Origin of the sequence: Caulobacter flavus (genome assembly GCF_003722335.1) — a bacterium.
Lineage (GTDB): Bacteria > Pseudomonadota > Alphaproteobacteria > Caulobacterales > Caulobacteraceae > Caulobacter > Caulobacter flavus.
Genome location: NZ_CP026100.1, coordinates 4051945 through 4068358 on the forward strand (window position 1 = coordinate 4051945; position 16414 = coordinate 4068358).

Below are 16414 nucleotides of genomic sequence, written 5' to 3' on the forward strand. Positions count from 1 at the left end.
AGTCCTACTCTTCTTCCTCGCCGCGGCCGCCGGCCACGCCCAGGGACTTCAGCTTGCGGTGCAGCGCCGAGCGCTCCATGCCGATGAAGTTGGCCGTGCGCGAGATGTTGCCGCCGAACCGCAGGATCTGGGCGTTGAGGTACTCGCGCTCGAACAGTTCGCGGGCCTCGCGCAGCGGCAGGGCGATGATCCGCTCGGCGCCGATCGCGCCCGAGCCGCCGCTGGACGGCTGCTCGGAGGCGTTCAGCATCTCGGCGGTGATCAGGTCGCCTGGCTCGCCGGCGGCCAGGATCAGCATGCGTTCGACGTTGTTGCGCAGCTGGCGCACGTTGCCGGGCCAGGCCTGGACCTGCAGGGTCGCCAGGGCGTCCTCGCCCAGGCGGCGGCGCTGCATGCCGGTGGCCTCGCTGATCCGCTCGATGAAATAGGCGATCAGCTCGGGGATGTCCTCGCGGCGCTCGGCCAGGCCCGGCACGCGCACCGGCACCACGTTGAGGCGATGGAAAAGATCCTCGCGGAAGCGCCCGGCGGCGATCTCCTCGCGCAGATCGCGCGAGGTGGACGAGATCACCCGCACGTCGACCTGCACGTCGCTGTCGCCGCCGACGCGACGGAAGCGCTGCTCGACCAGCACCCGCAGGATGCGGCTCTGGGTCTCGCGCGGCATGTCGGCCACTTCGTCGAGATAGAGCGTGCCGCCGTGGGCGCGCTCGAACACGCCGATCTTGCGCGGGCGGCCGCCCTCGCCTTCCTCGCCGAACAGCTCGACGTCCAGGCGCTCGGGGCCATGCCGGCCGCGCTGACCGCCACGAACTCGGCCCGGGTGCGCGCGCTGGCGCCGTGGATCAGGCGGGCGACCAGTTCCTTGCCCGACCCCGGCGGACCGGCGACGAGCACGCGGCTGTTGGCCGGGGCGACCTTGGCGATCATCTGACGCAGGGCCTGGGCGGCCTGCGACTTGCCCATCAGGCCGTCGGAGGCGAAGCTCTGGGCTCGCAAGCGGCGGTTCTCGCGCTTGAGATTGGCCGCCTCCAGGGCCCGCTCGACCACCAGCAGCAGCCGGTCGGACTTGAATGGCTTCTCCAGGAACTCGTAGGCGCCGCGCTTGATGGCGCTGACGGCCGTCTCGATGTTGCCGTGGCCCGAGATCATGATCACCGGGAGGTCGGCGTCGAGCGTCTTGACCATGTCGAGCAGCTCCAGCCCGTCCATGCCCCCGCCCTGCATCCAGATGTCGAGGACCAGCAGGGCCGGCTTGCGGGCGCGCAGCGCGGCCAGGGCCTGGTCGGCGTCGGCGGCCGTACGCACGGCGTAGCCTTCGTCCTCCAGGATGCCCGCCACCAGATCGCGGATGTCGACCTCGTCGTCGACCACCAGCACGTCGGCGCTCATGTCATCTCCTCTACGCCGTTGGCAGTCGGCGCCGCGGCGAGCCGCGCCGACACCGGAAACTTCAGGACGACGCGCGCGCCGGCATGGCCGTGCGCGTCGGTGAGGACCAGCTCGCCGCCGTGGTCCTCCATGATCCGCTTGACGATGGCCAGGCCCAGGCCCGTCCCCTTCTCGCGGGTGGTCACATAGGGTTCGGCCAGCCGGTCGCGATCCTTCGCGGGCAGGCCGACGCCGTTGTCCTCGACGATGATGCACAGGGCTTCGTCGTCGGCGACCAGGGTCGCGTCGATCTGGCCGCGCGGCTCGGGCGTGACGTGGCGCCGCGCGCCGACCGCCTCGCCGGCGTTCTTCAGGATGTTGGTCAGGGCCTGGCCGACCATCCGCGCGTCGCAATTGACCCAGACCGCGCCGCCCGGCTCGTCGATGACGACATCGGTGTCGGCGTCGACGACGCGCTGGGCGAAGACGCCTGCGCGCAGCAGTTCGGCCAGGTCGGCCGGCGCGAAGCGGGGCGCGGGCATGCGGGCGAAGGCCGAGAACTCGTCGACCATCCGCCCGATGTCGCCGACCTGGCGGATGATGGTGTCGGTGCAGCGGTCGAAGGTCTCGAGATCGCCGGTGATGTCCTTGCGGTACTTGCGGCGGATGCGCTCGGCCGACAGCTGGATCGGCGTCAGCGGGTTCTTGATCTCGTGGGCGATGCGGCGGGCGACGTCCTTCCAGGCCGCGTTGCGCTGGGCCGCCATCAGGCGGGTGACGTCGTCGAAGGTCAGCACCTGGCCCTCGGCGGCGTGGCCGGCGGCGCGGACGCGCAGGCGCAGGGTCTCGCCGCCCCGCACCACGTCGATCTCGACCTCGGCGTCGGGGCGTCCCTGGCCGATCTCCTCCAGCACCTGGGCGAACTCTGGCGCGGCCTCGACCAGGTCCTGGCCCTCGGCGGCCTCGTCCAGCGCCAGGAGCTCGCTGGCGCGGCGATTGAGCGCCGAGATGCGACCCACGCCGTCCAGGCTGATCACCCCGGCGCTGACGCCAGACAGCACGGTCTCGATGAACTGGCGGCGCAGCTCAGCCTCGAGGCTGGCGTCCTTGAGGGCCGCCTGCTGGGTCTGAAGATCCGCCGTCATCATGTTGAAGGCGTTGGACAAGGCGCGGATTTCCTCCGGCCCGGCCTCGGCGTCGACGCGCGCATCCAGGTCGCCGGCCGACACCCGGCCTGCGGCCTGGACGAGGCCCGAGACCGGCGCCGCGATCGAGTTGGCGGCGGCGATGCCGACCCAGACGGCGGCGACCAGCACCAGCAGCGCTGTCTCCACGTAGCTGAGGCCGAAGATCGCCTGGATGCGGGCCCGGTTCACGGCGGCGTCGCGATAGGAGATCAGCGACTCTTCCGACTCGATCAGGTGGGCCAGGATGCCCTTGTCGATCGGCCGGGCGATGTAGAGGTAGCCGTCCGGAAAGCCCTTCAGCTTGTAGAGCGCCCGGAACAGGTCCTCGGACACGAAGCGCTGGGATGTGATCTCGCCGGTGTCGGTCCAGCGGAAGCTGGACGGCGGCGGGGCCAGGAACGGCGGGGCGTCGGCCAGCTCGGCGCGCGCCAGGATCCGGCCGTCGCGGTCGAGGATGTAGGCCGAGGAGAAGCCATTGTCCTCGGCCAGGGTGCGCAGGAAGTGGCCGAACGCTACGGGGGATTCGGCCATGGCCGGGGCGGCGCTGTTCAGCGTCGCGGCCATCGGCCCCATGTGCTGGCTGATGTAGCTGGTCTGCTCGGAAACGTAGGAACGCGCCACGGTCGCCGAGTTCTCGACCACCGTCGTCACCCGCTTGCTGAACCAGCCGTCGACGCCGCGATTGACCAACAGCCCAAAGAACAGCGCCACGATCACCGCCGGCGCCACGGCCGCGACCGAGAACAGGCCCACGAACCGCAGGTGCAGGCGGGCGCCGGCGTCGCTGGAGCGGGCGTCGATCAAGTCGAGCAGGCGCCAGCCGACGATGGCGGCGACGCAGAGGATCAGGGCGAGGTTAAAGCCCAGCACCACGAGGATGGCGGTGCTGGCCGGCCCGATGGGGCCGGTGGTCGGCGGCGAAGAGGCCAGGCCGACGCCAGTGGCCGTCAGGATCGCCGCCAGCACGTAGCCACCGCCCAGGACGTAGCGTGATCTCAAGAGCTCACGCCACCAGGACCGGCTGAAACGGCGCGGGCGGTCTTCCGATTCCGAAACTGACGGGACGGAACTCATCGATGCGAGTTTAGGGCGGGGTGTGCCCTAAACTCAACACCGATGTGCTGAAAAAGCGTCAGCGCCGGTTCTAGCGTCGTCCGCGGCTCATCTCGACGCCCAGATCCTGGATCTTCTTGCGCAGCGTGTTGCGGTTCAGGCCCAGGATTTCCGCCGCCCGCACCTGGTTGCCGCGAGTGGCCGACAGGGTCAGCTGGATCAGCGGACGCTCGACCTCCTGCAGCACGCGGTCGTACAGGCCGGCGGCCGGCACGCCGTCTGGCTGTTCGGCGAAGTGCGAGGCCAGGTGGCGCTCGACCAGGGCCGCCAGGGTGACCGGCCCTTCGTCGGCGCGCGGCGCGGGCGCGTGGTCCTGCAGTTCGCGATCGACGATGCGGGCGGTGATCAACTCCTCGGCGTAGAGGGCGCACATCCGCCGGATCAGGTTTTCCAGCTCGCGCACGTTGCCGGGCCAGGAGTGGCTCTTCATCCGGTCGAGCGCGCTCTGGTCGATGGTCTTGGCGGGCAGGCCTTCGCGGTTGGCGCGCAGCAGGAAGGTGCGCGCCAGGTCCGGGATATCCTCGGCGCGGTCGCGCAGCGGCGGCAGGCGCACGGGGGCGACGTTGAGACGGAAGAACAGATCCTCGCGGAACAGGCCCTGCTGGATCAGGCCGCGCAGGTCGCGATTGGTCGCGGCGATGATCCGCACGTTCGGGCGACGGCCGGTCTTGGGATTGATCACCGGCTCGGTGCCGTCGATCACGCGCAGCAGGCGGGTCTGGGCGTCGAGCGGCATGTCGCCGATCTCGTCCAGGAACAGCGTGCCGCCGTCGGCTTCGACGAGACGGCCGTTGTCGCCCTCCCCGCGTCCGAACAGCTCGGCCTCGACGCGCTCGCGCGGCACGGCGGCCAGGTTGATGACCACGAACTTGCCGTCGCGGCGGCGACCCAGGTCGTGCAGCGCGCGGGCGACCAGCTCCTTGCCGGTGCCGCTCTCGCCCAGGATCAGGACGGTGAGGTCGGCGCCGACCAGGCGGGCGATGGTGCGATACACCTCCTGCATCGGCGCCGAGCGGCCGATCAGCGGCAGGCGTTCGTCGCGCATGGCCCGGGCCTGGGCCTTGGAGGCCTCGGCGTCGGCCGGACGCGAGAGGGCGCGGCGGGCGGCAGCGGTCACGTCATCAAGGTCGAAGGGCTTGGAGACGTACTCGAAGGCCCCGGCGTCGGCGGCGTTGACGGCCGTCAGCAGGGTGTTCTGCGCGCTCATCACGATGATCGGCAGCTTCGGACGCTCCTTGCGGATGCGCGGCAGCACGTCGAACACGTTCTCGTCGGGCATCATCACGTCGGTGACGACCAGGTCGCCCTCGCCGTCGCTGACCCACTTGAGCAGGGTCGTGGCGTTGCCGGTGGCCCTGACCTGGTATCCGAGACGGGTGAAGGCCTGGCTGAGCACCAGACGGACCGAGGAGTCGTCGTCGGCGATCAGAATCTTCTTGTTTGCGGCGTTCATGTACTCACGCGTCTCCCAAGGAAGGCTCAGGCGCCACGGGCAGCAACACGCGGAACACGGTGCGGCCGGGCTCGGATTCGAAATCGATCAGGCCCCCGTGGGCCGTCACGAGCTTGGTGACCAGGGCCAGGCCAAGGCCGGTGCCGTTGGCCTTGGTGGTCACGAAGGGCTGGAACAGGTGCTCGCGCAGGCTCTGCGGAACGCCAGGGCCGTTGTCCTGCACCCGGATCTCGATCGGGGCGCTGGACGCCGACTTGCCGTCGGCGCCGCGCACCCGGACGCCCGGGCGCCAGGCGGTGTGGATGGTCAGCTCGCCCTGTCCGTCGCCGCGCATGTGGGCGGCCTCGGAGGCGTTCTTCACAAGGTTCAGGAAGATCTGGATCAGCTGGTCCTCGTCGCCCCAGACCGGCGGCAGCGAGGGATCGTAGTGGTCGCGCAGATACAGGCCGTCGGCGACGCCGTTGGCGACCAGGGCGCGCACGCGGTCCAGCACCTGGTGGATGTTGACCGCCTCGCGCGGGGTCGGCGCCTGCTCGGAGAACGCCTCCATGCGATCGACGAGGCGACGGATGCGGTCGGTCTCGTCGACGATCAGCTGGGCCAGCGGCTGATCGGCGGCGCTGGCGCCGGTCTTCAGCAACTGGGCCGCGCCGCGGATGCCGGCCAGCGGGTTCTTGATCTCGTGGGCCAGCATGCGGCCAAGGCCGACCACCGAGCGCAGGCCGGCCTGGTCGGCGCCGCGCTCGACGCCCAGCGCGCCCTTGACGTGCAGGGTCAGCAGCACCGAGCCGTCGCCAAGGGGCACGGCCGCGCCGTCGGCCTCGAACGGCGGCTGGCCGAACAGATTGACCTCTACGCCGTGCTCGCGGACCAGCGCGCCTTCGAACACGGCTCGGTCCATCAGCGAGACGAGCACCGAGCCCGGCGGCAGGGCCGCGCGGAAGCGGCCGCGCGCCAGCAGCGACAGGCCGTGCCCAAACAATGCCTCGGCCGACTCGTTGACGGCCACCAGGCCGCCCTCGCGGTCGACCACCAGGGCAGGTTCGGGGCTGAGCTCGAAGGCGGAGGCCTTGAGGGCGTCCAACGCGGAGCCAGAGAGGATGCGGGCGCGGTCGGTCATGCGGCGATCCTCCCGCCAGCGAGCCACAGATCGGCCAGGGCGATTTCCAGGGCGGCCGGATCGTCGATCCGGCACAGGGCGGCGCGCGCGGCGCGGCGCGCCTCGGCGGTCTCGGGCCAGGGCGCGGCCTCGATGTACGAAGCCAGGTGCTTGCGGAACATCTTCAGCCCCTGGCGCTCGCCGTAGAACGACAAGCTGCGGCGGAAATGGGTGAGCGCGATGGCCAGGCGCTCCTCGGCCTGCGGCTCGACGAAGTCACGACCGTCCAGCGCGGCTTCGATGGCCTGGGCGATCCAGGGACGGCCATAGACGCCCCGTCCGATCATGACGCCGTCGGCGCCGGATTGCTCCAGCGCCCTGCGAGCGCTGTCGGCGTCGACGATGTCGCCATTGACCAGCACCGGCACCGAGACGGCCCGCTTGACCGGCGCGACGGCGGCCCAGTCGGCCTCGCCCTTGTAGAACTGGCAGCGGGTGCGGCCGTGGACCGTGATGGCGCGGGCTCCGGCGGCTTCGGCGCGAGCGGCGATCTCGGGCGCATTGCGGCTGGCGTCGTCCCAGCCCAGGCGCATCTTGACCGTGACGGGCACGTCGACGGCCTGGACGGCGGCGGCGACCAGGGCCTCGGCCAGGTCGGGCTCGCGCATCAGGGCAGACCCCGAAGCGGCGCCGGCGGTGACTTCCTTGGCGGGGCAGCCGAAGTTGAGGTCGATGATCTCGGCCCCGGCCTCGGCCGCCAGGCGGGCGCCCTGCGCCATGAACGCCGGATCGCGGCCGACGAGCTGTACGACCATAAGCGGCAGGCCTTCGCCGACGGCCGCGCGGCGGACGACGTCGGGCCGACCCTTCGCGAATTCCGCGCAGGCGACCATTTCGGTGGCCACGTATGATGCGCCGAGGCGCGTGGCCGTTTCTCTGAACGGGAGGTCGGACACGCCTGTCATCGGCGCAATCCATACCCGCCCGGGCACCGTGACGGCGCCGACTGCGAGCTGCTTGCTCATTTTATGATCATCCCCACCGCTGTGTTTTTAGGCACATTGTGCAGCGCAGTAAAGCCCTCCGTTGGCTGGACATGTCCGACGACAACGTTAGACACGGGCCATGACCTTCTCAGCCGTCATCGTCGCCGCGGGCAGCGGCACCAGGGCCGGACCCGGCCAGGCCAAGCAGTGGCGGGATCTGGCGGGGAAACCCGTGCTGCGCTGGTCGGTCGAGGTCCTGCTGGCGTCCGGGGCCGCTGATCTCGCAATCGTGACCGACCCGAGCATGCAGGACATGCTGGGCGAAACCTTGGCCGGCCTCGACGGCTGGCGCTTCGCCCCGGGCGGCGCCACCCGCGCGCTGTCGGTTCGGTCGGGCCTGGCCGCCCTCGCCCATCGCCCGTCGGACGAGCCGGTGCTGGTGCACGACGCCGCCCGCCCCTTCCTGACCAAGGCCGTTGTGGATGGCGTGCTGGCCGCGCTGGACGGCGCCGACGGCGTTGTCCCTGCCCTGCCCGTGGCCGACACCCTCAAGCGCGGCGGCGAGTCGGGGGCGACCACGACCTCTCGCGACGGCCTCTGGCGCGCCCAGACCCCGCAGGCCTTCCGTCGCGATCGCCTGCTGGCCGCCTACGCCGCCTGGAGCGGCGACAGCGAGCCGACCGACGACGCCCAGGTGGTCGAGGCCGACGGCGGCAAGGTCGCCATTTCGGCTGGAGACCCGCTGCTGACCAAACTGACCTATCCGGAGGACTTCGCCATGGCCGAACGGCTGGCGGGCGGCGCCCGCATCACCCGCATCGGCCAGGGCTTCGACGCCCACCGCTGGGGGCCGGGCGAGTCGGTCTGGCTGTGCGGCGTCGAGATCGCCCACGACGAGACCCTGATCGGCCATTCGGACGCCGACGCCGGCCTCCATGCCCTGACCGACGCGGTGCTGGGGGCCATCGGCGACGGCGACATTGGCGACCACTTCCCGCCGACCGACCCGCAGTGGAAGGGCGCGGCCTCGGACAAGTTCCTGATCCACGCCGTCGATCTGGTGCGCAAGCGCGGCGGCCGGCTGATCAACGTGGACGTCACGCTGATCTGCGAACGCCCCAAGATCAAGCCGCACCGCGAGGCCATGCGCCAGCGCCTGGCCGAGATCCTCGACCTGCCGCTCGACCGCGTCAGCGTGAAGGCGACCACGACCGAGAAGATGGGTTTCACCGGCCGCGGCGAAGGCCTGGCCGCCCAGGCGGTGGCGACGGTGGAGACGCCGCTCTAGTCTGAAGTCAAAGGAGTCGCGGCATGTTTCCCATCGAGATCGAAACCCTGGCCCGGCTGCTGATCGACGAGGCGCGCGAAAAGAAGCTGCGCCTGGCGACGGTGGAAAGCTGCACTGGCGGCCTCGTGGCCGGCTCGATCTGCGCGATCTCCGGCGCTTCCGACGTGTTCGAGCGCGGCTTCGTCACCTACACCAACCGCGCCAAGAGCGAGATGGTCGGCGTGCCGGGCGACCTGATCGCCGACAACGGCGCGGTGTCCGAGCCGGTGGCGCGGATGATGGCCGAGGGCGGCGTCGCCAACAGCAACGCCCATGTGGCCGTGGCCATCACGGGCATCGCCGGCCCCGGCGGCGGCACGCCGATGAAGCCGGTGGGCACGGTCCACTTCGCCGTGGCGCGCGCCAACCGCTCGGTCGCCCATCGGCACGAACATTTCGAAGGCCTGCCGCGCGAGGCGGTGCAACTGGCGGCGATCCGCACGGCGCTGGAGATGCTGCGCGAGGCGGTGGCCGACTGATGCCCGACAGCGCGCCTTCCGACTGGCGGCGGTTCGTCGGCGCGGGCTTCTCGCGCTCGGCCCTGGCCGCGGCCGCGCGGCGCCAGAGCGAACTGCGGCACGCCGTGCGGGTCTCGGCGGCGGTCGTGGCGGCCTACGCCCTGGCGACCCTTCTACGGCTGCCGCAGGGCTACTGGGCGGTGTTCACGGCGGTGATCGTCGTGCAGTCGAGCCTGGGCGCGACGATCACCGCCTCGATCGAGCGTTTCATGGGCACGGTGGTCGGCGCCGCGGTCGGGGCCGGCGCGGCCTGGCTGCATACGCGACATCCCGAATGGGGCGGCCTGATCCTGGCGGCCTGCGCGGCCTCGCTGGCGTTCCTGGCGGCGGTGCGGCCGGCGTTCAAGGTGGCGCCGGTGACGGCGGTGATCATGCTGATCGGCACCACGACGCACATGGACCCGCTGACGGCCGCGTTCCTGCGGGTGGCCGAGATCACCGTCGGCAGCCTGGTCGGCGTCGCCGCCACCCTGCTGATCTTCCCGGCCCGGGCGCACGAATCGGTGGTGGAGAGCAGCCAGAAGGCGGCTGGCCTGCTGGCCGACCTGCTGTCGCACTACGCCGCCAAGCTGGAGGCCAAGCCCAGCGAGTTGGATCCCCGCGGCCACTACGACGACACGCTCAAGGCCCTGGCCAAGCTGCAGACGGCGATGACCGAGGCCGACCGCGAGACCGCCAGCAAGCTTTCCGACCGCTCGGTGTCGGACGCCCTGCCCCGCACGTTGTGGAGACTGCGCAACGACTGCGTGATGATCGGCCGGGCCCTGCGCGAGCCCCTGCCCGCCCCGGACCTGGCTCCCCCGACGGCGGCGATGCTGGCGGCCTCGTCGGCCTATCTGCGCGCGGCGGCGCAAAGCCTCTCGGGCGGCGCCAAGCCAGACCGGCTGGCCTTCGCCGAGGGCCACAAGGCCTTCCAGGACGCCATCGAGGGCATGCGCGACGTCGGCGCGACGCGGGAACTGGCCTTCGACGACGCGGCGCGGACCTTCGGCCTGGTGTTCGCGGTCGAGAACCTGTTCGCCAACCTCGGAGACTTCGCCGATCGCGTCGAGGAAGCCGCCAGCAAGCGCGATTAGGCCTTGGCTCCGTAAAGCTGCGCCGCGCGGGCTTCGAAGCAGGCGATCAGCTTGTCGACCGCCCGGTTCATGTTGGCGGCCAGCATCGCGTCGAGCACCTTGGACTTGAAGGCGAAGTCGATGACGAACTCGATGGCCGTCCCGTCGGGATGGGCCGAGAACCGCCACTGGTTCGACAGCCGCTTGAACGGGCCGTAGAGCAGGCTGACGGTCACGCTCAGGTCCGAGCGATCCCGGCGAACGCGGGTGGCGAACTTCTCGAGCAGGAACGAGAAGCCGACCTGGGCCTCGGCGTCGAGGCTGCTGACCTCGCCGCTCTCGTGGGCGTTCCAGGTCCGCATGCCCGTGATCCACGGCACGAAGGAAGGATAGGCCTCGACGTCGCCGACGAGCGCGAAGAGCTGCTCGGGCGCGTAGGGCAGCACCCGGGTGACGACGTGGCGGTGCAAGGGATCAGCCGGCTTTGGCGTCCAGCGCCCGGCGGGCCGCCTGCAGCTTGGCGAAGTCCTCGCCCGCATGGTGCGACGAGCGGGTCAGCGGGCTGGACGAAACCATCAGGAAGCCCTTGGCTCGGGCGATCGCCTCGTAGGCCTTGAACTCCTCCGGCGTCACGAACCGGTCGATGGCCGCATGCTTGCGGGTCGGCTGCAGGTACTGGCCGATGGTGATGAAGTCGACGCCGGCCGAGCGCATGTCGTCCATGACCTGCATGACCTCTTCCTTGGTTTCGCCCAGGCCGACCATCAGGCCGGACTTGGTGAACTGGGAAGGATCGCGCTCTTTGACCCGCTCGAGCAGGCGCAGGGAGTTGTAGTATCGGGCGCCGGGGCGGATCTTCAGATAGAGCCGCGGCACGGTCTCGAGGTTGTGGTTGAAGACGTCCGGGCGGGCGTCGATGACCACGTTCTCGGCCCGGTCCTTGCGCAGGAAGTCGGGCGTCAGGATCTCGATGGTGGTCTTGGGCGCCGCCGCGCGGATGGCCGTGACCACCTCGGCGAAGTGGCGCGCGCCGCCGTCGATCAGGTCGTCGCGGTCCACCGAGGTGATGACCACGTGGTTGAGGCCCATCTTGGCGACGGCCTCGGCCACGCGGCGCGGCTCGTCGGGATCGAGCTGAGTCGGCAGGCCCGTGGTGACGTTGCAGAAGGCGCAGGCGCGGGTGCAGATCTCGCCCATGATCATCATGGTCGCGTGCTTCTGGCTCCAGCACTCGCCGATATTGGGGCAGGCGGCCTCTTCGCAGACCGTGGTCAGCTTGTGCTCGCGCACGATGCCCTTGGTCTCGTTGTACTGGCCCGAGCCCGGGGCGCGAACGCGCAGCCAATCGGGTTTGCGCAGGACCGGGGTGTCCGGGCGATTCTGCTTTTCGGGGTGGCGGACGGCGCGTTCCTCGGGACCGCGGGCCTTCAGCGTGTCGATCAACGTGACCATGTGGGCCTAGATCGGCCTTCTTGGCCTCCGGATCAAGCTCTCGATCTTGCATGCGGCGCAAAGGCGCGAAATGAGTGGCGCATATGCGTCGCTTCGCTCTCGTTCTGCTGCTCGCCCTGCCCCTATTCGCCTGCGGCGAGCAGGGATCGCGCGCGCCGTTCGCCGACAGCCGCGCGCCGCCCGGACTGGAGCGGCGCTTCCTGCCGCCCGCCGGCTGGGCCTGGGGCTATGTCCAGGTCGGCGAGGACGCGGTGCAGCGCTACGGCGTCTCGGCCCCGCACGGGGCGGCGACCGGCCAGGTGCTGATCCTGACCGACTACGGCGAGAGCGCCGAGACCTGGTTCGAGACGGCGCGCGACCTCAACGCCAAGGGCGTGGTCGTCTGGATCCTGGAACGCCAGGCCCAGGGCGGCTCCGAACGCCTGACCGCCAGGCGCGATCGCGGCCATGTCGAAAGCTACGCCCCCGACGTCACGGCGACCAAGGCCATGGTCAGGGTCGTGATCCGCCCGGACGGACGGCTGCCGCTGACCGTGCTGGGCCAGGGCCAGGGCGGCCTGGTGGCGCTGCGGGCCGTCGAGGAAGGCCTGATGGTCGACACGCTGGTGCTGTCGGCCCCGGTCTTCGAGCTGTCCGCCCTGCCCCGTCCCAAGGGTCAGCTGATCGAGGCGGCCCAATGGGCGCGACGGCTGCGGCTGTCGTCGCGGGCCTGGCCAGGCGCGACCGACTGGCGGCGCGACGGACCGGACGACAGGGCGCTTGGGCTGACAGGCGACGCGACGCGCGGCGCGGTCAATCACGCCTGGCAGACGGCCAATCCCGACCTGCGGATGGGCGCGCCGAGCCTGGGGCTCTACGCGGCCTTCTACGAGGTGCTGGACGTCACGGCCCGCGACCTTTCCCGGGTGAAGACGCCCGTCGTCCTGCTGGCGGGCGAAGCCGACGCCGTCACGCCCCCCTTCGCCCAGGAGAGCGTCTGCAAGGCCTTGGCCGATTGCCGCCAGGTCCGCCTGGCGGGCGGCCGGCACGCCTTGCACCTGGAACGGGATTCGGTGCGGACGCTCTGGCTGGAAGCCGTGCTCGGCGCCATCCGGGCGGCGGGTCGCCCAGCGCCCGCCACGCCTTGAGCCGCAAGGGCTGGCGCACCACGTGGAGAACGCGGTTCGCTCACGAAACGTGACCGATCTTTGCAAACTCCCTCGGGGCCGCTAGGGTCCCGTCTCAATCGAACGAGGGCGGAACTACCGTCTTTGTGGGAGGTTTCGCCGGCATGCCGGTTGTTTACAAAGCGGAAGACGGCCAGAAGGCGCTCTTCGACGCCCTTATCGACGCCAAGGACAAGTTCGGGCCCAAGAAGCCGATCCTGGAGGACCAGGACCGCAACCCGCTGACCTATACCGACCTGATCCGGGCCAGCTTCGCGCTGGGCCGCAAGATCGCGGCGATGACCAAGCCCGGCGAGCACGTCGGCGTGCTGCTGCCTTCGGGCGTCGGCGCGGTCGTGGTGTTCTTCGCCCTGCACGCCTTCGGCCGCGTGCCGACCATGCTGAACTTCACGGCGGGCCTGCGGAACATCAAGGCCGCGGTGAAGCTGGCCAACGTCAAGCACGTGCTGACCGCCCACAAGTTCATCGAGCTGGGCAAGCTGCACGACGTGGTCGACGCGATCGACGACCTGGCCAAGGTCGTCTACCTGGAGGACGTGCGAAAGACGATCGGCCTGACCGACAAGCTGTTCGCCGCCGCCGCCGGGGCCTTCCCGCGCCAGTTCCGCGCCCCCGCCAAGCCGTCCGACAAGGGCGTGGTGCTGTTCACCTCGGGCAGCTTCGGCGCGCCGCGCGGCGTGGTGCTGAGCCAGGCCAACCTCGTGTCCAACGCCGCCCAGATCGCCGCGCACATCCCGCTCGATCCGAACTGGGTGATGTTCAACCCGCTGCCGGTGTTCCATTGCTTCGGCCTGACCGGCGGCGTGATCCTACCGCTGCTGCAGGGCATGAAGGCGTTCGAGTACCCTTCGCCGCTGCACACCAAGCAGATCCCGCCGCTGATCAAGGACGCCAAGGCCTCGCTGCTCCTGGCCACCGACACCTTCGTCAACCAGTACGCCCGCGCCTCCGAGACCGACGAGCTGGGCGGCCTGCAGTTCATCGTCTGCGGCGCCGAAAAGGTGCGCGACGAGACCCACGCCCTGATCAAGGAGCGGTTCGGCGACGTGCCGGTGCTGGAAGGCTACGGCGCCACCGAGGCCTCGCCGGTCATCGCGGTCAACAAGCCCACCGACAACCGCCCTGGCACCGTGGGCGGCCTGCTGCCGGGCATGGAGACCCGCATCGAGCCGGTCGAAGGCATTCCCGAGGGCGGCCGCTTCTTCGTGCGCGGCCCGAACATCATGGCCGGCTACCTGCGCGAGGACGGCGGCGTCGACGCCCCTGAGGGCGGCTGGCACGACACCGGCGACGTGGTCACCATGACCGACGACCAGTGGATCACCATCAAGGGACGCGTGAAGCGCTTCGCCAAGATCGGCGGCGAGATGGTGTCGCTGACCGCGGCCGAGGACCTGGCCGTGGCCGTGTGGCCCAGCGCTCGCCACGCCGTGATCTCGATGCCCGACAAGAAGAAGGGCGAACGCCTGGTGCTGGTCACCGACTGCCAGTCCGCCGACGCCGCGCCGCTCGTGGCCCACGCCCAGGCGATCGGCGCGCCGGAACTGGCGGTGCCGCGCAAGATCCTCAAGATCACCCAGGTGCCGGTGCTGGGCAGCGGCAAGACCGACTACGTCGCCATCCAGCGCATGGTGGAAGCCGCCGGCTGACGAACTTCCGCCCAAGCGCCGCGTTTCAGTAGAGCTTACGGCCGTCGCCTTGGAGGCGGCGGCCGACCATCAATCTCCGCGAACGGGAGACGCGCTTGGAACGACTTTACGTATGGACGCCGCGGGTGCTGAGCCTGTTGCGGGTGATCGCCGCCCTGCTCTTCATGGAGCACGGGCTGATGAAGCTGTTCCACTTTCCTGCTCCTCAACACGGCGCGCCCGATCCCCTGCCGCCTATGCTGCTGGCGGCCGCCTGGCTCGAGGTGGTCGGCGGCGGCCTGCTCGTGCTGGGCCTGTTCACCCGCCCGGTGGCCTTCGTCCTGTCGGGCCAGATGGCCGTGGCCTACTTCATCGCCCACGCCAGCCAGGGTTTCTGGCCGGCGCTGAACGGCGGCGAGGCGGCGATCCTGTTCTGCTTCGTCTTTCTCTATCTGGTGTTCGCCGGGCCGGGAGAATGGAGCGTGGATGCTCAGGTGCGGAAACGGCCTTAGGTCAAAGGAACCTCCCCCTCTGGGGGAGGTCCCTAAACTAGAAATCCAGTTCCATCCGGGCGCCGGTCACGTGCACGCCGTAGTCGCGGTCGCCGTCGGCCAGGGGCGCAGCGTCCTGGTACAGCAGGTAGGCGTAGTTGACGTTGAAGCGCAGGAACTCGACCGGCTGCCAGATCAGAGCGGCGATCCAGGCGTCCTGCCGACCGCCGACGATCGCGCCGTCGTTGAGGTCGAGATAGTCGTAGCGGGCGTTGACCTGCACCGCACCCAGGCCGCCGCCGCCCAGCGGCGTCTTCGGCTTGGCGCGATCGAAGATGCCGGACTTGTAGCCGCGGGTGTCGTCGGTCAGGAACCAGCCGAGCTCGGCATAGCCGCCGAAGAATTCCGCGTCGGGACCGGCGGCGAGATCGCTCCGCAGCCAGTGGGTCTCGGCCGCGCCGTGCAGCCGGCCGCGCACGAAGGCGGCTTCCAGGCCGTAGTGGGCCTCGTCCCTGACGTCGAGGGTCGAGGTCCCGATCAGGCGGGTGTTGCTGGTATGCACGAACGGACGCTGGCGATAGCGCGTGCCGGCGTCGCCGACGCGCTTGAGGTCGCGCCAGTGGGCCGAGCCGCCGAAATGCAGCTGTGCACCGCCGAGCTTGGGCGCGTAGACGACGCGACCGTCGAGGCCGTAGCTGTTGTTCTCGTCGCCGCCCGTCTCGCCGTCGCTGTCGTTGGAGAGCGCGGTGATGTCGTCGGCGAACAGGCCGGCCTGCAGCAGCCAGGCGGCCTTTTCGTACTGGGCGGCTATCCCCAGCCGACGCTCGAAGTTGAAGGCGTCGGTGAAGGCCGCGCGCTCCATGACCGAGCCGGCGGTGTCGCCGGTCAGTTCGTCCAGCGACTGGAACTGGTTCTGATTGCCGACCGCGAACTGCCAGGGACCGGTCTTGTAGGTGACGAAGGTGTCGACCAGGTCGACGCCGTTGTCGGACAGTTCCAGCTCGAGCTTGTAACCGATGCCGGCGCCCAGACCGCCCTCCCCGCCAAGGCGGATACGGCGCATCTCGGCGGCGTAGCCCAGGCCTCGGTCCGACGAGCCGTCGGGACGACCGACATAGCCGACGTCGGTCTGGATGCGGCCCTTGGCCTTGAAGCTGCGTCCGCCGCTGGCGGTGAACTGAGGCGAGCCCTTCCAGGCGATTTCGGTCGTCGAAGAGGATTTTGGCGGCGCTGACGCGGCCATCGTCGTGGGCTGCGGCGCGACCGGAACAGCCGGGGCGGCGGTGCGCTGGGGCGCGCCCGTGGCGGCGTCCAGCTTCTGTTCCATCAACTGGATCTGGGCCTTGAGGGCCAAGATCTGGGCGCGCATGGCTGCGGCTTCGTCGGCGCTGATACCGGCGTCCTGTGCGAATGCCGGCGATGCGAGAGCAAGAGCGCTGGTGGCGAGCAGGGGCAGGACGGATCGGCGCACGGCGTTGCTCCGGACATGAAAAGGCCCGTCCGGAGGGTGATCCGAACGGGCCTTCCTAATGCGACAGTTGAACGACAGTTTCGCGACAGTCGCCGCG

The 16414-nt window shown here is 70.2% G+C and carries 12 protein-coding genes and 2 pseudogenes; 6 read left to right on the forward strand and 8 right to left on the reverse strand.

All coding sequences use genetic code 11. The features are described 5' to 3' along the window. Nucleotides 1-4 precede the first annotated feature (4 nt). The 5 genes and pseudogenes from ntrX to dusB all read right to left on the reverse strand — a co-directional run bounded on the left by ntrX (nt 5) and on the right by dusB (nt 7248). Nucleotides 5-1392 (reverse strand): annotated as a pseudogene (ntrX, locus tag C1707_RS18470) (nitrogen assimilation response regulator NtrX). Then, complete coding sequence (locus C1707_RS18475; protein WP_101715466.1) at nt 1389-3632, reverse strand: sensor histidine kinase NtrY-like; 2244 nt, start codon at nt 3630-3632, stop codon at nt 1389-1391. Before C1707_RS18475 ends, ntrX begins: the two are co-directional and overlap by 4 nt. A gap of 70 nt (nt 3633-3702) precedes the next feature. Further along, complete coding sequence (locus tag C1707_RS18480; RefSeq protein WP_058348895.1) at nt 3703-5124, reverse strand: sigma 54-interacting transcriptional regulator; 1422 nt, start codon at nt 5122-5124, stop codon at nt 3703-3705. Between the two features lie 4 nt (nt 5125-5128). Next, on the reverse strand, nt 5129-6244 hold the full coding sequence (locus C1707_RS18485; RefSeq protein ID WP_101715465.1) for a two-component system sensor histidine kinase NtrB: 1116 nt from the start codon (nt 6242-6244) through the stop codon (nt 5129-5131). Continuing rightward, nucleotides 6241-7248, reverse strand: coding sequence for a tRNA dihydrouridine synthase DusB (gene dusB / locus C1707_RS18490; protein WP_101715464.1), 1008 nt, complete (start codon nt 7246-7248; stop codon nt 6241-6243). Before dusB ends, C1707_RS18485 begins: the two co-directional genes overlap by 4 nt. 100 nt (nt 7249-7348) lie before the next feature. On the opposite strand from dusB, the gene C1707_RS18495 reads away from it, so the two are divergent. Genes C1707_RS18495 through C1707_RS18505 form a run of 3 tightly spaced genes read left to right on the forward strand, consistent with a single transcriptional unit; the run spans nt 7349 to nt 10130 of the window. Beyond that, a complete protein-coding gene (locus tag C1707_RS18495; protein WP_101715463.1) occupies nt 7349-8497 on the forward strand; it encodes a bifunctional 2-C-methyl-D-erythritol 4-phosphate cytidylyltransferase/2-C-methyl-D-erythritol 2,4-cyclodiphosphate synthase in 1149 nt (382 codons plus the stop codon). A 23-nt stretch (nt 8498-8520) separates the two neighbouring features. Next, a complete protein-coding gene (locus C1707_RS18500) occupies nt 8521-9015 on the forward strand; it encodes a CinA family protein (RefSeq protein WP_101715462.1) in 495 nt (164 codons plus the stop codon). After that, nucleotides 9015-10130 (forward strand): FUSC family protein, encoded by a 1116-nt coding sequence (locus C1707_RS18505; protein WP_101715461.1) that lies wholly within the window; start codon nt 9015-9017, stop codon nt 10128-10130. Before C1707_RS18500 ends, C1707_RS18505 begins: the two co-directional genes overlap by 1 nt. Here the strand turns inward: C1707_RS18505 and C1707_RS18510 are convergent. Continuing rightward, nucleotides 10127-10579 carry a type II toxin-antitoxin system RatA family toxin gene (locus tag C1707_RS18510; RefSeq protein ID WP_101715460.1) on the reverse strand — a complete coding sequence of 151 codons (453 nt, stop codon included), beginning with the start codon at nt 10577-10579 and terminating at the stop codon, nt 10127-10129. The genes C1707_RS18505 and C1707_RS18510 overlap by 4 nt on opposite strands. 4 nt (nt 10580-10583) lie before the next feature. Further along, nucleotides 10584-11561, reverse strand: a complete 978-nt coding sequence (gene lipA / locus C1707_RS18515; protein WP_101715459.1) for a lipoyl synthase — start codon at nt 11559-11561, stop codon at nt 10584-10586. An 83-nt stretch (nt 11562-11644) separates the two neighbouring features. On the opposite strand from lipA, the gene C1707_RS18520 reads away from it, so the two are divergent. The 3 genes from C1707_RS18520 to C1707_RS18530 all read left to right on the forward strand — a co-directional run bounded on the left by C1707_RS18520 (nt 11645) and on the right by C1707_RS18530 (nt 14867). Then, on the forward strand, nt 11645-12688 hold the full coding sequence (locus C1707_RS18520) for an alpha/beta fold hydrolase (protein ID WP_101715458.1): 1044 nt from the start codon (nt 11645-11647) through the stop codon (nt 12686-12688). Between the two features lie 143 nt (nt 12689-12831). Then, nucleotides 12832-14376 (forward strand): AMP-binding protein, encoded by a 1545-nt coding sequence (locus C1707_RS18525; protein ID WP_101715457.1) that lies wholly within the window; start codon nt 12832-12834, stop codon nt 14374-14376. 95 nt (nt 14377-14471) lie between these two features. Further along, entirely contained in the window at nt 14472-14867 is a 396-nt protein-coding gene (locus tag C1707_RS18530) for a DoxX family protein (RefSeq protein WP_101715456.1), read from the forward strand. Nucleotides 14868-14904: 37 nt separating this feature from the next. On the opposite strand, the pseudogene C1707_RS18535 reads toward C1707_RS18530, so the two are convergent. After that, nucleotides 14905-16302: pseudogene (locus C1707_RS18535) on the reverse strand (OprO/OprP family phosphate-selective porin); the annotation flags it as partial. Between the last annotated feature and the right edge of the window lie 112 nt (nt 16303-16414).

Bases quoted from the DNA above. Each gene is read 5' to 3' on its own strand.
- C1707_RS18475 (WP_101715466.1), bottom strand. From the start codon at position 3,632: ATGAGTTCCGTCCCGTCAGTTTCGGAATCGGAAGACCGCCCGCGCCGT.
- C1707_RS18480 (WP_058348895.1), bottom strand. From the start codon at position 5,124: ATGAACGCCGCAAACAAGAAGATTCTGATCGCCGACGACGACTCCTCG.
- C1707_RS18485 (WP_101715465.1), bottom strand. From the start codon at position 6,244: ATGACCGACCGCGCCCGCATCCTCTCTGGCTCCGCGTTGGACGCCCTC.
- dusB (WP_101715464.1), bottom strand. From the start codon at position 7,248: ATGAGCAAGCAGCTCGCAGTCGGCGCCGTCACGGTGCCCGGGCGGGTA.
- C1707_RS18495 (WP_101715463.1), top strand. From the start codon at position 7,349: ATGACCTTCTCAGCCGTCATCGTCGCCGCGGGCAGCGGCACCAGGGCC.
- C1707_RS18500 (WP_101715462.1), top strand. From the start codon at position 8,521: ATGTTTCCCATCGAGATCGAAACCCTGGCCCGGCTGCTGATCGACGAG.
- C1707_RS18505 (WP_101715461.1), top strand. From the start codon at position 9,015: ATGCCCGACAGCGCGCCTTCCGACTGGCGGCGGTTCGTCGGCGCGGGC.
- lipA (WP_101715459.1), bottom strand. From the start codon at position 11,561: ATGGTCACGTTGATCGACACGCTGAAGGCCCGCGGTCCCGAGGAACGC.
- C1707_RS18520 (WP_101715458.1), top strand. From the start codon at position 11,645: ATGCGTCGCTTCGCTCTCGTTCTGCTGCTCGCCCTGCCCCTATTCGCC.
- C1707_RS18525 (WP_101715457.1), top strand. From the start codon at position 12,832: ATGCCGGTTGTTTACAAAGCGGAAGACGGCCAGAAGGCGCTCTTCGAC.